This is a genomic window from Tunturiibacter gelidiferens (assembly GCF_014201335.1).
In the GTDB taxonomy this organism is placed as follows: Bacteria; Acidobacteriota; Terriglobia; order Terriglobales; family Acidobacteriaceae; genus Edaphobacter; species Edaphobacter lichenicola_E.
On sequence record NZ_JACHEB010000003.1, the window covers coordinates 364,414 to 388,290 of the forward strand.

The 23,877-nt window shown below is 56.7% G+C and carries 17 protein-coding genes; 2 read left to right on the forward strand and 15 right to left on the reverse strand.

The window, feature by feature from the left end; genetic code table 11:
* Positions 1-153: 153 nt before the first annotated feature.
* From mscL to mtnA, 4 genes are all read right to left on the reverse strand, one after another.
* Entirely contained in the window at positions 154-552 is a 399-nt protein-coding gene (gene mscL, locus HDF14_RS07675) for a large conductance mechanosensitive channel protein MscL (RefSeq protein WP_183975159.1), read from the reverse strand.
* A 129-nt stretch (positions 553-681) separates the two neighbouring features.
* Entirely contained in the window at positions 682-987 is a 306-nt protein-coding gene (locus tag HDF14_RS07680; RefSeq protein WP_183975160.1) for a permease, read from the reverse strand.
* Positions 988-1,118: 131 nt separating this feature from the next.
* The gene (locus HDF14_RS07685; protein WP_183975161.1) at positions 1,119-3,014 is read right to left on the reverse strand and encodes a VWA domain-containing protein; all 1,896 of its coding nucleotides are present in this window, start codon (positions 3,012-3,014) and stop codon (positions 1,119-1,121) included.
* Positions 3,015-3,104: 90 nt separating this feature from the next.
* Positions 3,105-4,172: an S-methyl-5-thioribose-1-phosphate isomerase gene (gene mtnA, locus HDF14_RS07690; RefSeq protein ID WP_183975163.1), complete on the reverse strand. Its 1,068-nt coding sequence runs from the start codon at positions 4,170-4,172 to the stop codon at positions 3,105-3,107.
* Positions 4,173-4,534: 362 nt separating this feature from the next.
* Between mtnA and HDF14_RS07695 the strand changes: the two genes are divergently transcribed.
* Together HDF14_RS07695 and HDF14_RS07700 are read left to right on the forward strand one after the other, a co-directional pair.
* Positions 4,535-4,879: a hypothetical protein gene (locus HDF14_RS07695; protein WP_313899512.1), complete on the forward strand. Its 345-nt coding sequence runs from the start codon at positions 4,535-4,537 to the stop codon at positions 4,877-4,879.
* Between the two features lie 33 nt (positions 4,880-4,912).
* Positions 4,913-6,373, forward strand: coding sequence for an RNB domain-containing ribonuclease (locus HDF14_RS07700; RefSeq protein WP_183975165.1), 1,461 nt, complete (start codon positions 4,913-4,915; stop codon positions 6,371-6,373).
* Positions 6,374-6,417: 44 nt separating this feature from the next.
* Here HDF14_RS07700 and HDF14_RS07705 read toward each other — a convergent pair whose 3' ends face one another.
* The 11 genes from HDF14_RS07705 to HDF14_RS07755 all read right to left on the reverse strand — a co-directional run bounded on the left by HDF14_RS07705 (position 6,418) and on the right by HDF14_RS07755 (position 23,700).
* Entirely contained in the window at positions 6,418-7,086 is a 669-nt protein-coding gene (locus tag HDF14_RS07705) for a class II aldolase/adducin family protein (RefSeq protein ID WP_260698107.1), read from the reverse strand.
* A gap of 60 nt (positions 7,087-7,146) precedes the next feature.
* Positions 7,147-8,172, reverse strand: coding sequence for a radical SAM protein (locus HDF14_RS07710; protein ID WP_183975167.1), 1,026 nt, complete (start codon positions 8,170-8,172; stop codon positions 7,147-7,149).
* 93 nt (positions 8,173-8,265) lie between these two features.
* Positions 8,266-8,583, reverse strand: coding sequence for a hypothetical protein (locus HDF14_RS07715; RefSeq protein WP_183975168.1), 318 nt, complete (start codon positions 8,581-8,583; stop codon positions 8,266-8,268).
* Between the two features lie 275 nt (positions 8,584-8,858).
* Positions 8,859-10,382 (reverse strand): GH39 family glycosyl hydrolase, encoded by a 1,524-nt coding sequence (locus HDF14_RS07720; protein WP_183975170.1) that lies wholly within the window; start codon positions 10,380-10,382, stop codon positions 8,859-8,861.
* A gap of 136 nt (positions 10,383-10,518) precedes the next feature.
* Positions 10,519-12,096: a GH39 family glycosyl hydrolase gene (locus HDF14_RS07725; RefSeq protein ID WP_183975172.1), complete on the reverse strand. Its 1,578-nt coding sequence runs from the start codon at positions 12,094-12,096 to the stop codon at positions 10,519-10,521.
* A 423-nt stretch (positions 12,097-12,519) separates the two neighbouring features.
* Positions 12,520-16,020: a carboxypeptidase regulatory-like domain-containing protein gene (locus HDF14_RS07730; RefSeq protein WP_260698108.1), complete on the reverse strand. Its 3,501-nt coding sequence runs from the start codon at positions 16,018-16,020 to the stop codon at positions 12,520-12,522.
* Positions 16,021-16,232: 212 nt separating this feature from the next.
* Entirely contained in the window at positions 16,233-16,586 is a 354-nt protein-coding gene (locus HDF14_RS07735; protein ID WP_183975174.1) for an STAS domain-containing protein, read from the reverse strand.
* 147 nt (positions 16,587-16,733) lie between these two features.
* A complete protein-coding gene (locus HDF14_RS07740) occupies positions 16,734-17,612 on the reverse strand; it encodes a sugar phosphate isomerase/epimerase family protein (protein WP_183975562.1) in 879 nt (292 codons plus the stop codon).
* Between the two features lie 127 nt (positions 17,613-17,739).
* Positions 17,740-19,062 (reverse strand): Gfo/Idh/MocA family protein, encoded by a 1,323-nt coding sequence (locus tag HDF14_RS07745; RefSeq protein ID WP_183975176.1) that lies wholly within the window; start codon positions 19,060-19,062, stop codon positions 17,740-17,742.
* Between the two features lie 74 nt (positions 19,063-19,136).
* The gene (locus tag HDF14_RS07750) at positions 19,137-20,111 is read right to left on the reverse strand and encodes a sugar phosphate isomerase/epimerase family protein (RefSeq protein ID WP_183975178.1); all 975 of its coding nucleotides are present in this window, start codon (positions 20,109-20,111) and stop codon (positions 19,137-19,139) included.
* Positions 20,112-20,211: 100 nt separating this feature from the next.
* Entirely contained in the window at positions 20,212-23,700 is a 3,489-nt protein-coding gene (locus HDF14_RS07755; protein ID WP_313899514.1) for a TonB-dependent receptor, read from the reverse strand.
* Positions 23,701-23,877 lie beyond the last annotated feature (177 nt).

Here is a 23,877-nt window from a genome sequence, read left to right on the forward strand (position 1 = left end):
CTGCACTGGTTTTGGTTCAAAAGGAGGGTGTTTGATCCTTGTTGTCGTTGATTCGCTGGCGTTTATGAGCCCATCTAATTTTTATATGGGCATGATGGTGCCTCGCGAGCCACGTTGAAGTAGCGTTCGACGGCTGCCCCATGGTTTCGAGAGCTATACGGGTTGGGTGCAGAACTTGCAGCGGGTGGCGGCTACGGGGATGTCGCCAAGGCACTGCGGGCAGGGTTTGGTGGCCGGAGGAGTGACTACTGCGGGGTGGAATTTTTTAAGCAGGTACTGGGTTGGGATTACGAGGAAGAAGTAGACGACGCCAGCGATGAGGATGAAGTTGACGATGGCGGTGAGGAAGTCGCCGTAGCGGATTTCTCCGCCGTTCATGTGGCCGACGAGATAGCCGAAGTTGGGCTTGCCGATGACGGCGCCGAGGAGCGGATTGATGATCTTTTCAGTCAGCGAGGTGACGATGGCCGTGAATGCGGCTCCGATGATGACAGCGACAGCAAGATCAATGACGTTGCCACGCAAAATGAAATCGCGGAATCCTTTGAACATGTGGTCAGTCTCCTGGTCAATTGTGCCGGTAGTCACGGCTAGTCCGGTGCGGCGAGTATATCGCAGAGTGTTTTAGGAGATGGGGCGGTTGGTTGATGAGGTGAACAGAGTGGTTGTGGGGAAGACCGCTTATTGGGAGGATGCGATCCAGCGGGCGTAAGGGTAGAGGAGGAAGAAGAGGATCATGCAGAGGGCCATGAGGTCCATGTAGATGCAGAGGATGACGCCGGCGTGATAGAAGCTCCAACGGCGTTGCATGCAACGGACGGTGTCGGCTGTGCCCGCGACGGCGAAGAGGGCGGGGAGGACGAGGAGGGGGGTGCCGTGGTTGTGGGGGAAGTCGGAGAGGCGAAGAGCGACGGCGAGACTGAAGAGAACGAGGAGGCTGCCGCGCAGAAGGGAATGGGTATGCGGATTGAGGAGGGGATGTCTCACGCGACGTGTCTAGTACAAGGATAAGTGCGTGACTGGTTTGGTGCCATCCTGGTGGGGATGGATTTGCGGGAGCGCAGTGGAGCGCATGAGGATATTGACTGCGGCAAAGCGGATTTCAGGGTGGGGCGGAGCTATTTTTTCGCTGGCGCAGGTGGCTCGGTGGATGCGGTGGTTGCGACGGGGGGCAGGTTTTTGATGGCGTCGACAGGGACTTCAAAGGCTCCGATGTGGTTGGTGGCGAGGTCGTGCAGTCCTATACGGATGAAGTAGGGGCCTTTGATGGGGACGCTGATCTCCACGTGATAGGGGATGCCAGTGTGGAGGATTTGACGATAGACGGTTGGTGAGTAGGTGGCGCGGACCGGGTTGCTTACGACGTTGATGAGGCTGCCGTCTTGATCGTAGACGTAGGTCAGGAACTGGAGAAGGGCGTGGTAGTTGCCATCGGGGGCGCGCTGGATGCTGATGGAAGAGGGGTCGGCAGCGATGTCGATGGCGTAGCGGCGGTAGGGGCCTTTTACATCGGAGGATGGATTGAGAGTGTTGTCTTTGGCTAGCTCAGTCTCCGGTTGAGTGCTGGCGGGGAGGACACGGGCTTTGAGGGTGATCTCGGTAGGTTGAGGGGCGCCACGCATCATGGCGACGTGCATTGGGTCGGTGCGGGGGGCTGCGGTGGCGGAGTCTTTTCTGGTTTTGCTGGCGAGGTGCGTGGCTACGCTGGGTCCGTTGGGGTCATTGGCGTAGTAGCCGCGGCGATAGGCGAGGGTGACGCCTGATTGCTGGAGTTTGACCTGGATTTTGCGGAAGTTGCCATTCCAATTGGTGTCGGACGGGGAGTAGGTGAGAGTGTAGTAGTGCGAGCCGGCAGCAACGGCTTTGTTGACCGCGTCGGCCAAATCGTTGTCGTTGATGAAGGCGTGGCCTCCACTGTCATCGGCCATTCGAGTCATGGTGAGATTCTCGAGGGCAGTCTCCTGATGGAATTTGATCTGGTCGGCGCCGAAGCGTGTGGGATCGTCGACGTAGATCTCTGTGGATTGAGAGACGTCCATGTTGGGAGAGGTCATGGCTCCGCGGACGTCGATGGGATATACGGCAACCTGGGCGTGAGTAAGGAGATTTGTGGTCTCGCGATACTCGTCTTCCGAGCTGCCTACGACGTTGAGAGGATAAAGGAGAGTCGGGTCAGGAAGGATATCGAGGGGGAAAGAACCTGAGAACCAAATGAGGTTTTTACGACCGGGAATGCCGGCGAGATAGCGGGCTAGCTCATTGATGGCGTCCAGGGTGTATTTGACGCGGAGCTGCAGCTGATTCGAGGATATTTCAGTATCAAATTGCTTTATCAAGGCGATGAGGTAGGGGTCGATGGCGCTAAGACCGTCACCTTTGGCGTCGTTGGAAGCCTCTGTCAGCTGATCGGCGAGTTGAGTGCTGTTACCGCCTGAGACACGGTCGATGAGCGGCGAGTTTTTGATGTTCTTGTTGTTGATAGCGGCCTTCAGGAGCTCCGGATCTGAGGTGAAGCTTTGCAGCATCCAGAGCCTGGTGGTGAGGCCGAAGATCGCCATGGGAGCGCCGGGTGTAGAGGTCTTCAGATATTTGTGGAATTGATCGTGAAGATAGATCTGGTCGAGGACTGGGGTGTTGAGTGTGTCGAGAAGCAGGATGTTGACTGCGCCGCCCGTGGGAGCGGGGGTGTAGTTGGAGAAGATGCCGGGAGGAAATACCGGCATGGGTTGAATCGGCTTGGCGGACTGAACTGAGTGCTCTTCGAAGGATTTGATCTGCTGCGGTTTGCCGCCCTCAAGGAGGGCGAAGTCGCTCGCCTTCAGGTTGCGAATCGGATTCTGGCCTTTGTCGGTGACGACTACGTCTACGACGACGAGCTGAGTGCCTGCGCGGAGGGTCGTTACTTCGGACTGTGAGGGTTGAGGAGTTTGTGCTGGCTGAGGGGCTTGTGCTGAGGATTGCGGGAGGAGATTTGCTAGGAAGAGGAGAAACAACAGGGAAGTATTGCTCAGCATGGGGCCCTCCGGTTGTGCCAACCTAGTTGAACACAACCGGAGTAGCCTTGCCAGGCAGATCAGTCGGCTAAGTTGAAGGAGGAGAGGAGGCTAGACCGTTGTGAGCTCGGGTTCGGACTGGGTGGCTATGGCTTTGATGGATTGGTTGTAGGGAGCGGTGAGGACGCCGCGCTCGGTGATGATGGCGGTGACGTACTTCGCGGGGGTGACGTCAAAGGCGGGGTTTTCGATGGCTACTCCGTGCGGGGTCATCTGCTTGCCGTTGGAGTGGGTGACCTCAGTGGCTGCGCGCTGTTCGATGGGGATGAGATCGCCGTGTGCAGTGGCGAGGTCGAGGGTGGACCAGGGGGCCGCGACGTAGAAGGGGATGTTGTGTTCTTTGGCGAGGATGGCTACGCCGTAGGTGCCGATCTTGTTGGCGACATCGCCGTTGGCAGCGATGCGGTCAGCTCCGACGATAACGGCCTGGATGCGGCCCTGACGCATGAGGGAGGCGGCCATGTTGTCGCATAGAACGGTGGTGGGGATGTTGTCCTTCATGAGTTCCCAGGCGGTGAGGCGGGCTCCCTGGAGGAAGGGACGGGTCTCGTCGGCGAAGACGTCGATCTTGTGGCCGCGCTCGATCGCGGCACGAATGACGCCGAGGGCTGAGCCGTAGCCGCAGGTGGCAAGGGCTCCGGCGTTGCAATGGGTGAGGACGGTGCCTTCTTTGGGGAGGAGTGATGCGCCGTGGGCGCCCATCTGCTTGCAGGCGGCGATGTCTTCGTCGTACATGCGGCGTGCCTTGGCGACGACGGCGGCTTTGATATCGGGAATGGTGGTGTTTTTTGCAACGAGCTCGACGTAGAGACTGCGGATCTCTTCGATGCCCCAGAAGAGGTTGACGGCGGTGGGGCGGGTCTCGGCGAGGGTCTTTGCGATGACGGCGACCTCTTCGGTGAGGGCAGGGAGGGTGGTCGCGGTGCTGCGGTCGATGCCGATGGCCATGCCCATGGCGGCAGAGACGCCGATGGCTGGGGCGCCGCGGACGATCATGTCGCGGATGACGGTGGCGACTTGTTTGTAGTCGGTGGCAAGGACGTAGGTCTCCTCGAGAGGGAGCTTGGTTTGGTCGAGGAAATTAACGCCGGTAGGGAGCCATTCGAGGGTGGGAATCATGTCCCTTCTAGTTTAGACGACTTGGGCCGGCAATGGGGCGGATGTGTGGGCCGTGAGCGGCTCGCGGGGCGTAGAAGCGCTGGCAGCAGCAGGTGCAGCGAACGGCGCAGGGCGAGGAGATTGAAGAACCGATCCTTAATGCCGCGACGGTGTGAGCGGTGGAGGGATTCCGTGTTGCAGTGGGGGCAGGATCTTCCGTTGGCGAACATCGGTTTTGAGAACATGAGGGCTCTATCGGCGACTATGTCTCGATTATTAAGCGCGTGGAAGTTGTTTCTCGCAATTTGAGGCTTTTTGCGTGGATTCTCGTCCAGAATGGGAATAAGGATGCGATCTGATTTGTGATTGTGGCGGAGGTAATTGTGAAGATTGTGAAGAAAGATGCGCTGACTAATGCTCTTCTGGCCGTGATTGCGATGGCTTTGATTGTGATTGCTTCGAGACCATATGTGTCTCCTGTACCCGTTGCGGCTGACTCGTCCCCGGCGCATGCGTTCTACATTGAGCCGGGGGTGCAGAATCTGCGGTATCCGGATGGTACGGGGCAGGTCTACGGGAAGGTCGTCGTCGATCTGCGGAGTGGGAAGATCTGGGGTTTTCCGACTGGGACTGTGGATCCTTATCCGTCGTATCCATTGGATAGCAAACCGTCGGTTTCAAAGCCTTTTGCGCTGGGGCGTTATGCGTTTGAAGACACGGAGAAATAAGAAGTTATTGCTCGCGTGGTAGGCTTCCCTTGCATGTCTACCCATACCTTTGACCTGGTTGCTTCTGCTGCTGCTGAGATGGTTCGCGAAGGCTTTCACACGGAGTTTCCTGATGGCAGCGAGGCGCAGTTGACGACGATTCGCGCAGCTGAGGGAGCAAAGCCTGATGCGGAGACACGTGATCTCCGCGGGTTGCTGTGGTCTTCGATCGATAACGATACGTCGCGGGATCTGGACCAGATTGAGGTGGCTGAGCGCGTGGGCGATGGAGTGCGCGTGAAGGTGGGAGTCGCGGATGTGGCGGGATCGGTGGGGAAGGATACGCCGCTTGATCGGCATGCTGCGGACCAGACGCAGACGGTGTATACAGCGGTGAGGAACTTCTCGATGCTGCCGACGGAGCTTTCGACGGATTTGACTTCGTTGAATGAAGGGGAAGACCGCGCGGCGATGGTGGTTGAGTTTGTGGTGGATGTAGAGGGAAAGGTCCAGGCGACGAGCATCTATAAGGCGGAGGTGCGGAACAGGGCGCAGCTTGCTTATAGCCAGGTGGGGCCGTGGCTGGAAGGGAAAGCGGGGCCGGATGCGAAGGTGGCTGCTTCTACGGAGTTGCAGGGGCAGCTGCGGCTGCAGGATGAGGCGGCGGTGAAGTTGCGGGCGCAGCGGGTGAAGATGGGGGCGCTGGAGTTCAACCGGGTGGAGGCTGATCCGGTGGTGGTGGATGGGAAGGTGCAGTCAATCGGTACGGCGTTTCATAACCGGGCGAGCGATTTGATTGAAGAGTTAATGATCGCTGCGAATGAGACGATGGCGCGGACGCTGCGGGCGGCGAAGCGGTCGTCGATTCGCAGGGTGGTGAAGTCCCCGGAGCGCTGGGCGCGGATTGTGGAGCTGGTCGGGCGGTATGGGACGGTGCTGCCGGCTCAGCCTGACTCGGGTGCGCTGAATGCGTTTTTGCAGGCACAGCGGCAGGCGGATGCGGTGCATTATCCGGATCTGTCGCTGGCGATCATCAAGTTGATGGGGCCGGGGGAGTATGTGTTGGCTCGGGGCGATGAGGAGGAGCAGCAGGGGCATTTCGGACTGGCGGCGCAGGACTATTCGCACTCGACGGCACCGAATCGGCGGTTTGTCGATTTAGTGACGCAACGGGTCGTGAAGGCAATGCTGAGTGGGGAGGCTGCTCCCTATAGCGATGAACAGCTTGGCGCGATTGCGAAGCATTGCAACGAACGGGAATCTGCCGCGCGCAAAGTGGAGCGGGCGATGTTGAAGAGAGTGGCGGCGGTGGCGCTGGCAGGGAGCGTGGGGAAGGCCTTCCATGGAGTGATCACCGGGGCGAATGATAAGGGGACCTATGTGCGGGTGTTCGATCCGCCGGTGGAGGGTAAGGTGGTGCGGGGAGAACGGGGGCTGGATGTGGGGGATACGGTCGAGGTGACGCTGCTGCATACCGACCCGCAACATGCATTTATCGACTTTGCGCATGCGTGAGTCTGGACCGAGGATTACTCGTTTGCCTCGGCGGTATGCGTTTGCTAGGTTGCGTTGCGAATGTACTTTTGTTTTGCGCGAAAGAGATCTTCGAGTTGGGTGTCGTTGAGCGTTTGCGCGGAACCCAGTTGGTGAGCGACGAGGCGGATGTGGGCGAGGTGCTCGACGGTTTCCATCTTGAGGAAGGCGTCGAGGAGCGTGGGTCCGTAGGCTACTGCGCCGTGATTGGCCATGAGGATGGCGGTGTGGTGGGGGATGAAGGGTCTGAGGCTTGCCGCGACCTCGTCGGTGCCGGTGGTGGCGTATTGGGCGAGGGGGACTGAGCCGAGGGTCATGACGGCCTCCTGGCAGAGCATCTCGTCGAGGGCGCGGCCGGCGCAGGCGAACGCGGTCGCAATGGGAGGATGGGAGTGGACGACGGCCTCGACGTCGGCTCTCATTTGGTAGACGGCGAGGTGCATGCTGAGTTCGCTGGTGACCTTTCTTGAGCCGGCGAGCTGCCGTCCCTCGAGGTCAACGATTACCATGTCGGCCGCGCGCATGAGGTACTTGCTCATGCCGGTGGGCGTGACCAGCAGGCGCTCCTGATCGAGCCGGACGGAGAGGTTTCCCGAGGTCCCTGGCATGAAGCCGAGTCGAGAGAGCCATCTACCGAACTGGACCAGTTCGCGCCGCAATTCAACTTCTGGTCGGCCGATACATTCTTCGATCATCGTTCCTCTTTCATTGCCATGAAGTGTAATCCCATTACGGTTTTCAAAGGGCATGTTTCCTCACAGGATTTCGAATGGAGATGGTTCTATTTGGATGATCGGAGTGGAAGGCGACGGAGTTTGCAGATTTCTCCAGGCTTTACCGATTTTGGCGGAGGCCATGAAGAGGTGACCGGCAGTGAGCGAGCCAACAACGCGGTGGTGGCCGACCGCTGCCAGTCCCATGGATGCGATGCAGCCACACTGTTCGCAGTCAGGGTTGCCGCCAAACTGGCAGGGGGTGATCTTGGTTGAGAGATCCGCTGAGACGGTCATAGTTGTTCGAGCGAAGATACACTCTTCAGGGCTCTTTGGTGGAGAGGAGATTTCATTTATTACAATTTCCGGCATATCAAGGACCGGATATTTTTTTCGAAGCTTGTGCAATTCGACGATGGTAGCCGTTCGTTGGGTGGGGGTGAGGATTTCGGGATCAGTGGCACCGCGCTGCGGAGTGAACAGGCTGAACCAGACCTTCGCTACGGCGGGCTGAGCGCTCCAGAACTCGAGGAACTGGTCGAGGTACCCGGGGCGATCGGCGATCTGCGCGGTGATGGTGCTGTGGATCGTGATTCTGGCGTCCTGGATATTTTTGAGGATGCGTTCGTAGGTGGCGGGCTTGCGGCGTTCGTCGTGTTCGGGTTGAAGTCCATCGATGGATACGACTACGTTGAGTTTTCGAAACCGCTTCCATTCGGGAGGAATAACGCGGAAGGCGCTAGTGACGACCTGGGTGTGGATGCCACGGGCTTCGATCTGGGGTAGGAGGAGTTCGAGCTCTCGATAGCGGACAAGAGGGTCGCCGCCGACGAGGGAGACGTGTAGGGGCTTTTCTTTGTCCAGGAGATCGAGAACTCCTTGGACGAGCTGGTCTCCCTTGAAGTCGGAGAGATCGCGTAGCTGGGTACTTCCATTGAGGTGCGCGGCGTCGAAGGCGTAACAACCTGGGCAGCGCAAAGGGCATTCTTTGGTGATTTCTATGGACAACGACGGAGCCCGACCTGCGAGAATCCTGGCCCATGCGTGGATGACTTCCGATTTCTTCATTGCTTCTCCATGATCGACTGAACGGGAAAGTGGATCAGTTTTGATAAGAGACGTAAGTGACTCAAAAGGGAGAGTCGAGCGTGCGGAGACCGATCAGACTTGGAGGGGGAGGTTGACGATGAGAAGAGGGGTGTCAGGAAGCAGACGGGATCGCATCGCCGCGATCAGGTGGGGCGCCAATGTCGAGGCTGGGTCGACTGGTTTGAAGATGGAAGACAGAGCGTGTCGAAGCGAGAGTAGAAGGCTAAGAATCTCTCTGCGCTGATGGGAGAGCAGGAGGATGAGACAAAAGATCGCGGCGAGAGCCAGAAGGCCGAACTCGCAGTCCTGTCCCCCACGGAGAAACTTGTCAAAGGTCCAGAGGTACTCCGTGATCGGCATAACAGCTACGAGGACTGCTGTGAGAAACACGAGGATTCTGCCTAGCAGAATGCAGGTTTGAGACGCAGGAGAGTATTTCCTTTCAACGGGCCCGTTCGTGATGGGTGTTAGTTTCAAAAACCCTCTCGGTCTGCTGCGATTCTACCTTGATCCGTTGGAATTGGGTTAGCAGTCGAGACGAGATTCTGCTGTAGCCTGCTGTGTCTTTGCTGTTCTGCTCATATGATGCATAAATTTGCGCTGATTTTTCTCTCATCGGAAAGTTTTTGCTTTTTATCGACAAATTCCAAACCTCACACAGCCTTTCAATGCTTTGAGTTTTCGACCTGGATCAGGACCAGGGCGTTCTGAGTGAGACTAAGGTGGAGCGTTCCGTCGCGAAGCGTGGTCTGTTCCGGGGCGGGCGATGCAGTCTCACGGTTTAGCTGCTCGGCTTGTGCGGGAGTCGGGTTTTTGGGCTTGCCCATCGCGGCCCATCGTGGCAATACATTTCCGTGGGTGTCGTCGACTCGTTGAAGCTCTACCTTCGCGTCTTGCGGGACACCTTGTAGATGGAGGTCCAGCTCGCGCGATGCTCTGTGTTGGTCTGGGTCTACCAAATTCCAGACGGCAATCACGAGGTTTCCGTTATCCATTCTGGTGACGAGGACATTGTTGGAGGAGTTGGCGAGGCGTTGATTGCCGAGCTGGTGCAATAGGCCGTAGGCGTAGTAGCTGGGTTTGTTGATGCCATCGAAGGCGCGCAGGCCAAAGTCCCCGCGGAAGGGAGTGCTGGTGGGACCGCCTTCCTCGAAGACGTCAGAGAAGGTCCAGAAGGAGAGAATGTCTACGTTGTCCTCGCACTCACGTACGGTGTTGGCCAGCGCCGGGCCAACGTAGATGGTGTCGCGTGCTTCCATCATGCCGGGAACGTTCCACTCGGTCCAGAAGAGGGGGAGATGAGGCGTGGGGGAGTGGTCGATTTCTCCGCGGATTTTCGCGACAGCTCGGCCTACGCGGTCGTCCATCGGGATGTCTTCGTTGGTGCCGAACATGTTGTGGACTGTGTCGTCGGCGTAGCCGTGGGTTGAGACGAAGTCGACGGGGACGTGGTTCTCGGCGGTGTGTTGCAGGAACTCAGGGACCCACTGGGCTGCGGCAGTGGCGGGACCGCCTACTCGGAGGCGAGGGCTGACGGACTTGAGTGTGCGAGTGGTGTGATCGTAGAGATCGAAGTACGACTCCTGTCGAGGGATGCCGTTCCAGAAGTCGATGTTGGGTTCATTCCACACTTCGAAGTACCACTGGGAGACTTCCTCGATGCCGTAACGGTCAACGAGGTGCTGGGCGAAGTTCTGGATGAGGTCATCCCATCGCTCCATGCTCTTTGGTGGCGAGACATTCTGTTTATACCAAAAGGGGTGAAGCGCGTCTGGGTTGAAGGCGAGCTTCTTGGGCATGAAACTGATTTCGACGAAGGGGCGGACGCCGCTTTTGAGCAGGCCGTCGTAGATGGAGTCGACGTAAGCGAAGTTGTAGACGGGGTTTCCATGCTCGTCCTCGTTGTAGACACCGACCTCGTCGTGCAGGATTGCGTGGAAACGAACGTAGCGGAAATCGGCTACTTTTTTTACTGCGCGAAGGTCTTCACGATAGTCTTCGCGCAGTGTGAGGATGGCGCGTCCGGAGCCGAACATCTGCTCCCAGAAGTGAGGGAACGGAGTGGTGGTTGCGTGGGCGTCGATGGTGACGACTTCATTGGTGGCTGGCTGAGGTTGAGAGAAGCATGGGCAGGCAATACAGAAAAGAATCAGAGAGAGCGAAAGGGATCGGCTTCGGCGGCTAGTCATTGTGACCTCGTTCTAAACAGCGGGGAGGGACTGGAACGGATATTCGCGTCGAAAAGGCTTGGGCCTAGAAAGGATGGTCGGCATGGGTCACTGAAAATGGTCCGCACCATGCCGGCCTTCGTTTAGACGCGGTGTTTTATTTGACTACGAGTAGAGCGAGTCCATGCGATGGCACGGTGATTTGCAGATGACCGTCTGAGAGTCGGAGTTTTTCTGCAGGCGTCATAGCACCGGCGGCTCTTAGTGTTTTTATCTGATCCTGCGTGAGGCTTCCACGTGGTCTTCCCATCGCGTCAAATGCTTTGACGACGTTTCCGTGGTCGTCATCTACTCGTAAGACTTCGACGGTTGCTTTTGACGAAACCCCTGTGAAGGTTACCTTGAAGGTTTTATCTAGTCCCTTGTTTGCGGGTGGTGGGGTGTAGGCGGCGCCGATGCCGAATGGTGGCGCGTAGTTCCAGAGGGCAACTTCGACTGCACCGTCGGTGGACTTAGTGGCGAGGGCGTCATCGTTATCGAGCTTGATCCTGCGGTCTCCAAGGCGGTGCAGCATTGCGAATGCGTTGAGTGAAGGCTTTGGAATGCTGTCTGCTGCGAGTAGGCCGAAGCCGCCGTAGAATGGCGTCCGCACTACTCCTTGTTCTTCAAAGACGTCGGAGAATGTCCAGTAGCTCATCGACTCTGTGAGGCCGTCGCATTGGCGGATGTTGTTGGCCAGCCAGGGTCCCATGTATGTCGTGTCAGTCACGTCCGGCTCGTTCGAATAGCTGGCGTTGTATTCGCTGAAGATGAGAGGCATTTTGGGATAAGGAGATGCGGCGATCTCGTCGTGTACTTTTTTTACTGCGCGATAGACCATGACGTCACGTGGGATTTGTTCGTCGGTGTGAAAGACATCTTTGGCTAGGTCGTTCGCATAGACGTGAGTTGAGGTGAAGTCGACCGGGATGTTGTGATCTTTGCAGTGTTGGAGGAATTCACTAACGTAGCCTGCCTGGGCCGTGGATGGGCCGCCCACACGAATTCGCTGGTTTACTTTTTTAAGCGCGAGTGCGGTGTGATCGTAGAGTTCGTAGTAGGTGGGCATGTTTGGACGGCCACCCCAGAAGTCCAGGTTTGGCTCATTCCATACCTCAAAGTTCCAGGTTGCGACTTCGTCGATGCCGTAGCGATCGATGAGGTGCAGGGCGAAGGCTGCGATCATTGCGTCCCAAAGAGCGTAGTCCTTGGGTGGTGACACGACTGGTTTGTAGAAGAACGATTGTGTCTGGTTCGGATCGGCTGCCATCTTGCGAGGCATGAAGCTGAGTTCGACGAAGGGGCGGATGCCATTTGCGAGAAGGCCGTCGTAGATCTGATCGATGTAAGAGAAGTTGTAGATGCCGGCGCCCTGGACTTTTTCGGGAGGGAGGCCGGGGTTTTGTGTTGTTGCGTCGGGGTCGTAGAGGCCGACTTCATCGAGAAAGATGCCGTGGAAACGGACTGATTTGAAGTCGGTTACGTTCTTCACTGTGTGGAGATCGTCGCGGTAGCTCTGCCGCAGGGAGAGGATGGCGCGACCGGAGCCGAAGGTCTGTTCCCAGAAGTGGGGGAAGGGAGTTGTTTCGGCGTGGGCGTCGATGCGAACCTGCTCTGTTGTTTGGGCGTGGAGAGCTGTTCTGCTGAAAAGGCTGAGGCTAAGTGCCGCCAGGACGAGCGCGCGGGTTCGAATCATGAGAGTTTCTCCAGGCGATGCAGCTTGTGGTGAATTCGTGGTGACAACATGGTTTTCTGGTGGTGAAACGTGGTGAATTAGCACCATGCTGACGTGGTGCGCGACCAGAAGTGACGCGGGTTTTGTTGTTTTCTGCGCGGAAAAAATATCTGGATGACGTTGCACGATAAATGAGGCAGCCACTTTTTTGGACAGAGGCTTCGACTTTGGGGTGATGGTGAAGTGAAGACAAAAGCAAAAGCAACGACGAAATACAGAGATCCTTCCCCTTCGGCTGCGCTCAGGGTCAGGATCACGACCATATAGCGCTTCGCTCAGGATGACGAACATACGGGAAACGGTGCAGAGAACGACGAATTCAGGATGTCATATTTTTCCTCTGCACCTGGAGGCGGGTCCAGGTGCAGAGGATTAGGTTGTTAGCTAGAAGCTGAAGCGGGCCTGCATATTGACGATGCGACCGGATAGGCCGTTCTGGGCCTGCCCAAAGTTTGGAAGTTGGAAGTTGGTGACCACCGAGCTGGGGGTCAGGTTGATGTTGTTGAAGAGATTGAAGGTGTCGACTCGAAATTCGATGACGGCGTCTTCTCCGATGAAGCGGGCTTTTGGAAGACCGAAGGACTTGGCGATGGTCGCATCGACGTCCTTATATCCGGGGCCGGTGAAGGAGTTGCGAGCGACGTAAGGAAGCTGCGGCAGAGCGTAGGTAGTTCCTGTGGTTGGAATGCCCGTAGCGGGGATCGCGAAGTACGGCTGAGTCGGACCTGCGTTGGGGAAGTTCAGGTTTGGCTTGCCGTTCTCGAAGGCGTCGTTGCCTGTGTTGCTTCCGGCGCCTCCGTTATAGAAGGCGGGACGGAGTGTGGAATATCCGCTGGCGGAGTAGTAGAGATTGCCGCCAGGGACACTGTAGGTTGGGGTGAAAGGGAAGCCCGTGTGCAGGTTGAAGATGCCACTGAGTGACCAGCCGTCGACGAGCTTCGAGACGAGACTGTTTCCGTGAAAGAACTTCGGCTGCCAGAGGCCGTAGATTTTGAGGGCTTTGCCGTAGTTGAAGTCGGAACGGCCATAAGCCAGATAAGGAAGGTAGGGATAGGGATCCTGATAGAAAGGGCTGGATCCGGTATCCATGGTCTTTGCGTAGTTGAACTCCGCATCGAACATGAATTGATGGGACATCTGATGTTTGAAACCCACTAGCAGGGAGTTGTTATTCGAACTGCCGGTGTTGCCGTACCGGTCAACGTTTTGCACGAGGGGATTTTGCGGTTGGCCGAGTGCGAATGCGTCGACATAAAGGAACGATTGAAGGATGAGATGACGTGTCGTGCTCCCCTGGTATCCGGCTGTCACGACGAACTGATGGCCGAGGTCGATCTGAGTGTCGAGCGAGTAGTGCTGGGTGTAGATAGTGGGTTGGTCGGCCTGGAAGTCGTAGAGAAAGGCTCCGCCTGCAATAGGAAGATTTACAGAGTTGAATCCTCCAATGGCATTGGGATTGGGAGGGTAGCCAAAGAGCGAGTTCGGATCGCTTGCAATGTTGTATACGATTCTCGGGTTAATGGCGGTAGGACTGGCGCTGTTGTACTGGGCGCCAAGAATATAGGGCGGATTGTTTCCCGAGTTGCCAGAGATGGCTATCTCAGACTGGTTATAGTTCAGACCGTATCCCCCCCGAACAACAGCTTTGCCGTGGAACATGTCAGGACTAAAGGCGAAACCGAACTGCGGACCGAAGTTACCCTTCTGGGCGTTGGTAAGGTTGCCTCCCTGACGAACCGTGAGGCCTGTGTAGGTGCTGTCCCCGGTACCAAGAACAACGACCCCGATGTTGTTCTGCTTTGATGAAAATGGTCCGAAGTAGGAGTAACGAAGTCCGAAGTTGAAGGTGAGATTGGGTTTCGCTTTCCAGTCGTCCTGAATGAAGAAGCCATAGAGGTCTTCGCGAGTGTCCTGGCGGTTGGTGGTGGGAATGCCTGTGGCGGGGTCGAAGTTGCCAGCTTCGCTGTGGGGAGCGTCGTTGAGAAAGTCCCAGATGTTGTAGAAGTTATAGAGCGGACGAGCGGAGTAGGTGGGATTGTTGAGGTAGTAGAGCCGTGTTATCTCGCCCCCGAACTTGATGGTGTGATTGGCGAGGATCTTTGTGGCTATGTCTTTGTAGGTATATGTGTGTTGATTGAGGTCGGAGGGTCCGCCTGCTCCGAAGGTGCCGAGGCTGATGCTACCGAGATTATCGATGATCCCGGTGGGCAAGCCGAAGGGCGCCTGTGGGTTTGAACTTACCTCATTAAATCGATAGCCAGCGTCGTTCGCGCGCGCTTCGTTAAGGAATGTCGGCGAGAAGATGTGATTCCAGACTAGAGAATATGCTTCATTGATCTGGTCGTGGTTAAAGAGGTTATAGGTGCGAACGGATCCGTTGAGATTGGTCATCGACAAGGGGACCCAGTAGATTGCAAATGCGATGTGATCTTTCTTCGTGACGTTTGCGTCAAGACGGCCGTTGTATTGGCTTGCGGTGCGTATTGTCGGATTGATGGTGTTGAAGAATGCGATGTCGGCTACGTCGCTAAGACCGCCACCGAAGCCGGGATTTGTTGTGCTCTGCCAGGTGAGGTCCTGGGTGCCAAGGGGCTGTTTAAGCGGCGAGCCGATATTTAGTCCTTGTCCGGGGATGGTGCGGCAGTTGATACCTTCGGCGAGGCCAGCGTCGGCGCATGTCTGATTGATCATGGACGACGCAACTACGGAAGAACCTGGGAAGGTAAGGTAGGTATTGGCGATGCTGTTCGCGGGAGCGAGGGCTTGCAAGGCAGAGGTTTCATACCAGCCTGTGCCCGGCTGAGAGGTGTTGTCGCGTTGCGTTTCGTAAGCGAAAAAAGCGAAGAGCTTGTCTTTCAGAATGGGGCCTCCGATGCTACCGCCAATCTGGTTCGCGCGTTCGCTGTCTCGCAGGAGACCACGCTCGGCCGGGGTGCCGGGGTTGAATGTGCCCGAACCGTTGTAGCGTTGATAGGCGTTGAGGCCGGGGCGGCTGGCTCGGAAGAAGAAGCTGCCATGAAACTGGTTGCTACCGGTCTTTGAGGTGAGTTGAATCTGAGCGCCGCTGAAGCGGCCGTCCTCCGCGTCGTATCCGTTTGAGATGACCTTAAGGCTACCCACGGAGTCTTCGGTTGGAGTGATGACGGAGGTTCCACCCCAGACTGCGCTGACTGTACTGATGCCATCGATGTTGATGCCGTTGGTCGAAGTCTGGCCGCCATTGGCGTTGGCTTGTGGACCGTTCTCCGTTTGGAAGATACCGGCGGCGCGGCTCGCTCCTCCAGGACCTGCGGTGCCGGGAAGCTGGTTACCGTTGCTTGAGTTGGAGGACTGCGATCCGTCACCGAAGACGCCTGGCGCGAGTTGTACGAGTTGGAAGACGTCGCGGCCGGAGGAAGGCAGGTGCTGGATTTGATTGCTGTTGACGGTACCGTTGATGGAGGCAGTCTCGGTGTCGAGCGCGGGAAGGGCGTCGCCGGAGACGGTGATGCTAGTGGTCGCTTCACCCAGCTCCAGGGTTACGTTGACTGAGTTGGGCTGCTCGGGAATGATGTGGAGGTCCTGGATGACCTGTTGCTTGAAGCCCTTTGCGGTTACGGTCAGGTTGAAGTGGTCAGGTGGAAGCGCGTTGAAGTTATAGACGCCACTGTCGTTGGAGATCGCGGTGATGGGGTGATTGGTGTCGGTGTCGGTGAGTGTGAGCGTAGCGCCAGGCACGACTTCGCCTTGCGGGTCGGTGACGGTTCCCTGGATCGACGCACGGAATTGTGCGTGAGCGGAGACTGCGCACAGGGTGAAGATGATGGCGACGAATGCCGGGCCCAGGACGTAGCGCAGGGACCTCGTGAGATGAGTAGTGTTGCTCGATCGAAAGTGTTGCATCATGCCTCCTGATTGGAAAACGTTCGGGAGATGCTCCACCGTCGATGGACGTAGCCTGAGACACGGGGGAGGATTAGGCAAACGTTTGACCAGCAGAAACTATGCACGGGTCTGCAAATGACTGTCAAGGTTGGGCTTTGCCGGTTGTGGGCACATCAACAGGTATGGAACCTGTGCTTGACGAATCTGGTTTTTAAGTGCCGTTCAGGATTTGTTCAGGATTTTGCGAAGGAGGAGATAGCTTGTTGCTCTTCGGAAAAGACTTCAAAGAGGGGCAAGAGGTTGCACATCTTCAGAGTCTGCGTGACCTGCTTGGATGGGTTTACAAGTTTCAAGGCTCCGCCAGCCTCTTTGGTCGAACTCATAATCATGACCAGAAGGCCGATGCCGCTTGAGTCCATGCGATTGACGCCGGTGAGGTTGAAGACGAACTGATTTGCTCCGTGCGCAGTGAGGTTATCTATCTTCTGTCGCAGGTTATTGACCGGGACGCCAAGGACGAGTGGGCCGCTCAACTCGACCGCCTCGATTTCTCCGTATTTCGTGACCTTAATCTCGAGCGTGTTCAAATACGGCCCCCTCTTCTTGACCGCGCAAACTCAACCACGCGAGACTGCGGCAGGATAACACTCTCGCGCGGATGCCGACATGGAAAGACGGAGGCTCGCCGCTTGATGCGGCAAGCTCTCCGCTCGGTTTGGGGCGGGAAGGTGGGGCTAGCTGTGGGTTAGATAGCCCATGCCGGCCAGGACGCCGCGCATGTAAGCGAAGCTGGCTATGACTCCGGGCATCGGGTCGTCGGCGTGTATTTCGTATTCGAGATCGACGAACCCTTTGTAGTTGGTTTTGATGAGAGCCTCGAAGATTCCTCTCACCGGCATGATGCCCTCTCCTACGGCGACCTGGCTCTCCTTGCTTTCGAAGTTGGTGAGGTCTTTCATGTGGACGTTGAACAATCGCGGACCGACCTCGTGGATTGCCTGGACCACGTCTGTGCCGGCACGGACAGTGTGGCCGACATCGATGCAGCAGCCGATTCGCGGGTCCAAATCTTTGACGGCCTTGAGGATATCGAGGGGAGAGTGCCACAGCTTGTCTTCGGGGCCATGGTTGTGGATCGCGATGCGGATGTCGTACTCCTTCACGAATTTTTCTACGCGGGGAAGGGTTGCAGGATCAGGGTCGCCGGCGACGATGACCGAGATGCCAGCGCGCTTGCAGTACTCGAACTTGCTGCGAATGTCAGCGTCGTCGTCCTTGGTGAAGTAGATGGCTCCGGCGGCGTGGAGCTTGATGCCGGCGGCGGTGTAGTCTGCGAGTGCTTTTGCCTCCTCGCTTGGATCCATGGGGAGATGATCTTTGGTGTCTTTGACGTTCAGCTCGGAGACGTTGAGCTGCTTCATGAAGCCGATCATCTGTGCGCGCGTGAAGTTGCGGAAGGTGTAGCTGGCCAGTCCGAGATGGATTGGAGACGGTGCACCCGTCGCGGGGGACGGCTGCATGGCTGATGAGGGGAGGGTGCTCGAAGTGACAGTTGCTGCGGCAAGAAGGGCGCCGGATTGAACGAAGCTGCGACGTGAGAACTTATTTGTCATGAGTGTCGTGACTCGTGCTTTCTGAAGATTTGTGCTGATGTGATCGTCGCGGATAGTGGCGATGAATATGGAGCGGCTAAATGCGGACCGCTGTTGGGTTGCAGTCCGCATACCGCGCTCGCGAGAATTAGACGTGCGGCGCCCAGCCTTTTTCGTAGTCGCGGCTCCATCCCTTCATGGCTTCGGCATCGTGAAGTACCTTGCCGTCCGTCGTGTCGAGTTGCAGCTCGCGATTGACTTCCCACGCGACGTTAGAGAGCTGCAGCATGGTGACGGCGACATTCCCGACTGATACCGGAGCGTTGAGTTTTTCTCCCTTGCGGATTCCGGCGATGAAGTTGGCGAAGTGAGCGTCGGTCATGGAGTCGCGTCCGGTGAGGTCAGTGGACGAGGTTTGATCCTTGTTTGCCTTCAACTCGCTGGTTTTGTTTCCCTTGAGATCGTAGACTTCGTAGCCGTCGCGGTCGACCAGTACGGTGCCGGTGGTGCCCATGATGGTGGATCCACGGTCGCGGCCGTAGTACTTCATCCCCTGACAGCTCTTGCCCTCCCAGGTAATCACTTTGTCGTCGTATTTGAAGCTGGTGACAAGGGTGTCGTAGAACTGCCAATCGTCCTTGAACTGGTAGCGTCCTCCGGAGGAAGCGATGCTGTTGGGCAGGTCGACGCCAAGAGCCCAACGGCAGACGTCGATCTCGTGTGTTCCATTGTTGAGGGTCTCGCCGGTACCGTAGATTTTGAACCAGTGCCAGTTGTAGGGTTGCAGGTTGTCCTTATAGGGACGGCGCGGCGCCGGGCCTTGCCAGAGGTCCCAGTCGAGCTGGGTAGGAACGGGTGCTTCCTTACCGGTCCCGATTGATTTCCTGACGTTGCTGTACCAGGCTTTTGCGAAGTAGGCTCGGCCGATAACGCCATTGTGAATTTTGTCGACTATTTCGATGGTGTGAGGAGAGGAGCGCTGTTGGGTGCCCATCTGAACAAGCTTTCCGTACTTCTGCTGAGCCTGTACGAGCATGATGCCCTCAGCAGGGTTGTGGCTGCAGGGCTTTTCGACATAGACATGTTTGCCTGCCTGCAAGCCAGCGATGGCCATAGGGGTGTGCCAGTGGTCGGGGGTGGCAATGGTGATGGCATCGACGTCCTTCTTCTGAAGGATGTGGCGAAAGTCCTGATCGGTTGCGGGAGCTTCGCCCATCTCCTTCTCGGTGTCGGTAGCGAACTTCTTCATGGTGTTGGTGTCTACGTCGCAGACATAAGCGATGCGTGCATCTTTCTTGTTTGCTTTTAGCGCGGAAAGGTGAGCATACGCACGGCTGCGAACGCCGATAACGGCAAAGTTGAGGCGGTCGTTCGAGCCGAGTATCTGGGCATAGCTCTTTGCGGTCGATCCGACGGCGAGGCCTGCTGCTCCTACTGCTAAGGTGTCGAGAAACTCACGTCTGGTAATCATTTTTTTCTCCGATGGGCTGAAACGGCCCAATACACTTTTCTCAAAAAATGGGGATCGCTGCTGCCTGTGGCAGACTAGAAAGTTCCTGAGTTGATCAAGCATTGCTTCATGCCTGCCCAACTTATGCGTGTAGAGGCCTCGGGTGTGCCAGCTCCGCGCCAGTGCGTTTCGAGGCAGACGGCGTCGCGATAGCCAACCTGCTTGAGAGCGCGGAATTGTGCGGTCCAGTCGATGTAGCCTTTGTCGACAGGGGACCAAACGATCTTGCCGGTGTCGTCCTTGACGGCATTTTTGCAATGGCAATGGTGGATACGATTTTTGGGCAGGGCATCCCAGCCAGCGGGGAAGGCGTCGAGCTCGCCGCGCATAACGGCATTGCCTGCGTCCCAGTTGAGAGCGAAGTGAGGGGACTGGATGGCATTGAGAGTCTTCGCGGCCTCGCGGCCAGTGGCGGTGTTGCAGGCGAATTCGTTTTCGATGACGAGGAGGAGACCTTGTTGGCCGACGATCTCGGCGGTGGCGCGAAGTTTTTCGTTGATGGCTGCGCGGTAGGGAGCGACGTCATCGAGACGCCAAAAGTCGAAACACCGAATCTTGTCAGTCTTGAATTGCTTGGCCAGGGAGATAGAACGGGCGAGAACTTCGTCCTGCTGCTTGTAGGCGGTTTCTGCAGCTCCGTGCATGTCGCCCTTGGAGCCGTACTGCGATTTGGGGGCGCCGGGCCAGTCTACTTTGAAGAGAGGACTGGCGATATCGGTGACCTGCAGGTTGTACTTGGCAAGAATTTTGAGGGCTTCGGCGATTTCGGCGTCGGTTGATGCCTGGAGGTTTTTGCCCCACATCTCGCGCAGTTCGACGTGGTGCAAGCCGAAGTCGTTCGCGATGACGGAGCAGGCGTGATCGAAGTCCTGAGAGATTTCGTCGGAGATGACAGCGATTTTAAAGGGGGACTGAGCTGCAGTGGGAAGACCGAAGAGAGGTCGGGCTGCGCAGGTTGCAGCAGTGATTCCTGCTCCTGCGAGAAAATTTCGTCTTGAGACGCCTGCCATGATGCTCCTATGAATGAGTAACTCCAGTGGAACTGAAGTTATTTTGATGCCGGTCTCTGTTAGACGCAGAGACCGGCAAGTGAGTCTCGCCAAGCATCGGCTAGAACAGGAAGTGCACCGACGCTTGCAGGGTGCGGCCGCCTCCTACTCCGTTCACGCTACCTTGGCCGCTGCCGACAGTGTTCGTGACTTGCCCGAAACTGGCTGACGTGCAGCAGTTATTGGTGTTGCCGAAGTTTGTATTGAAGGCGAATTGCGGGGTGTTGCTCAACTGAAACGCCTCGATGCGTGTTTCCATGGTGGCTTCTCGGAAGATGTTGAAGCTCTTGAAGAGTGAGAAGTTGTCCTGGATGTAACCTGGTCCGCGGAACTGGTTTCTGCCGGTATTCCCTTCAGTCACGCCGTTAGGCACAGAGAATGCTGTCGGGTCGAACCAGTGAGCGTTCGCACCAACCTGGTGGGTGACATGGTAGGTGCCTGTCAGATTTGCGGTTTGAGAGGTACCAGGAGTGTTGAGGCCTGCCCCGTTGGTCAGGACGGAGAAGGGAAGACCAGAGAGTACGGAGATGATTCCCGAGATCTTCCATCCTCCGAGCGCGACGTTGGCAACGCCTGAGCTAAACATGCTGTGGCCGCGGCCGAAGGGTAGCTCGTAGGTGAAGCTTTGCTCGTAGTTCAGCGTTCTGTCGAAGTCGAGTGTCGCGTAGTTTCTGTGCGGATCTGCGTAGAACAGGAGACCGCCATCATCCGGACTGTTTGCTGGGGAGACGTTATTTGAGATGTAGCCCATGGCTTTACCCCATGTGAATGCGGAGGTAAATGCCAGACTGTTTGAGAAACGTTTTGTGAGTTGTACCTGCAGCGATTGGTAGTTCGAGGAGAACGGCAGGAAGTATTGATTGGTAGCTGCTGTGCGTCCGAAGGCGATGTTCTCCGGTTGAGATGCCGACCCACCACCGAAGGTAGTGGGATTGTTGATGTTCTGAGCGCCGGAGATGTCGGTGCCGTGATTTGCAACGTATGCGAGTTGGAGGGAAAGATTTCCGCGGAAGCCCTGCTGCACGGCGACGTTCCACGATTGGGCGTAGGCATTCTTGAAGGTTTTTGGAATGTAGAAGTACGCCTGATTTTTCAGGAAGGGAGTGTTCGCTGGGATAATGCCGTTGGATGGAATGGGGATTGTAACCGGTGCGGGGAAGCCAGCCTGGAAGGTAGCTGGTGTAACTCCGTCGGGACCAATCGCAGGAGTAAAAGGGGACGAACCAGTGGGCTGGTAGCTGTTATTAGCGCGAATTGGGTAGTTGTAAGCGTAAACGTTATCGGGGAAGGGCATATAGCTGATGCCATAGCCTCCGCGGACGACGGTGTCATCGGTAACACGATACGAGAATCCTGTGCGGGGTGCCCAGTATTTGTATCGAGTCTCCATGCCAAGGTTGTCGGGATTGTCGCCGAGACCTGCAATGACGATGTTGTTCGTAGTGGGGTCGTAATTCGAGAAGCCACCAGAATTCCGCGGGGTTGCAGGGGGATAGAACTCCCAGCGGACGCCGAGGTCTACGGTTAGCTTCGAACTTGCCTGCCACTTATCGCTGGCGAAGGCAAAGAACCACCACTGCCGATAGGCCGGGAAGAAGGTGTTAAGATCACGACCCACAAGACTGGGCAGGTCGAAGAGGAAACTTGAGATGTCATTGGAGATGTTTGTCTTAGCCGCGACGCAACTAGCAGGGCCGGTCGGACAGACGTTGCTGGAAGTTTGAACATCGCCGAAGGTGAAAGCGCCGCGCGGGCTGAAGGTTTGATCCTGCAGCAAGTCGTCGCGGACACGACGGAGGTCGCCACCAAATTTGAAGGTGTGATTGCGTACGACCTTAGTCCAGTTATTGACGAAGTCGATGTTGGATTCGCCACGAATCCAGGGAACCGAAGCGGAGTATCCGATAAGGGTTCCCGAGAAGCCACCGTTGATGGTGAGACCGACTTGTCCGGAAGTAAAGGGTTGTCCAGCGATGTTTACGCCTGGAATGCCCAGGGCGTCTGCGTCGTTGGATCCGTAGTCGCTGGGTTGCGAGTTGTTCCGCAGGTGAGCGACGCCGAATCGCACTTCGGTGAAGAGGGTTGGAGAGAAGATGTGGTCGTAGTTTCCACCGGTGCTATAGGCGGTCTGAACGCCCGTACCTTCAAATCCGCCGCCAGCTGGGCCGCCTAAGAAGGCACCAAATGCGGGCGCCTGAAATGTGTTGACGCGCTGCCAACTATAGCGACCACTGAGATGGTTCTTCTCGTTGATCGTCCAATCCACTTTGGTGTCGAAGCTGTTCGTGCCTTTTGTGAAGGGAAGATTGGTGGTGTAGTTGTTGGCTGGATTGACCAGAGGTGCGTTGGGGTTTAGTTTGCCGTTGGTGAGAGCCTCGGCATTGACCATCTGCAAAATCTTAAGAGAGATCGGATTTACCGCGCTGAACGGTATCTGATTGTTCGGATAAGGGGTGCGCGGAGTCGTCTTGCCATCTCCCGTGGTAGGATCAAAAACCTGGCCTACCTTCGTGTTGCTCTTCGGATCGACAGCTCCCAGAGCCGCACTTAGATCGATATTCCCTTGAGCGTTCGGGGTGTAATAGCGCGCATCTGGGATGGTGAGGGTGTTGCTTACTTGTTCATGGTCTGAGGTGCCGAGGTAGTCGGCGAAGAAGAAGAGTTTGTCTTTGATAATGGGCCCGCCGAAGCTGCCGCCGTAGTAGTTGTACGACAGATGACCAAGGGGACCGCCGAAATAGGAGCGAGCGTTGACGGCGCTATTCTGAATAAATTCGAAGGCCGAACCGTGGAAGGCGTTCGTTCCGGATTTGAGGATGACGTTGGTTACTGCGCCAGTGGCGCGGCCTAGTTCTGCTTCAAAGTTGTTGGTGGAGATGTCAACGGTCTGAATGGACTCGGCTGGCGGGATGATGATCTGGAGGAGGCCTGTGCGCTCATCGTCGTCGATGCCTTCGATCTGGTAGAGATTGCCCATGCGCGGCAGACCGTTTGCTTCTGTCTGCAGAGTGCTTGCCGCATTGAAGAACTGAGAGTGCTGGAATGTTGCGGGCGCCATACCGGGAACCAGATTGAGGAGCGTCTGGAAGTTGCGGTTGGTGCCGAGGGGCAGGTCGGCAACCTGTCTCGCTTCAATTTTTACGCTGATGTCAGCGCGGTCGGTTTGGAGGAGAGCGGGAGCGGTTGTAACCAAGACAGTCTCAGAAACGCTGCCGGTGACCATTGCGATGTCGATACGGGTTGAGGAGTTCGTGAGGAGATCGACATTCTGATGAGTGTCCTTCTTGAACCCAGGCGACTCAGCGACAACCGAATAAGTGCCTGGTGGAAGGTCCGGGATCGTGTAGTTACCGCTTTCGTTGGTGACAGTTTGGTGAGTAGATCCTGTCGCAACTTCTACGACCGTCACCTTGACGCCGGGGACTGTCGCGCCGCTTGGGTCGGTGATCGTACCGAGAAGGGTTGCGTTGACCGCCTGGCCGAAGAGCGATGGCGATAGAGCGAGGAAGATGAGGGGAACGATGAGTCTTAGTTTCTTGAGCGTGATCACGTGAAACCTCCGAAAGGTGTTACAACTTTTCAGGCCCGGAATGGTTATTGTTTGAAGAGCGAACGAACCCTAACAGTGGCGACACGCGACAGTCAAGAAAATAAACGGGGCGTCAGCGGAAATCCCGCTGTTTCAATGGGGAACGGCTAGTGTTCTGGACGACGGAAGAGGCTTGGG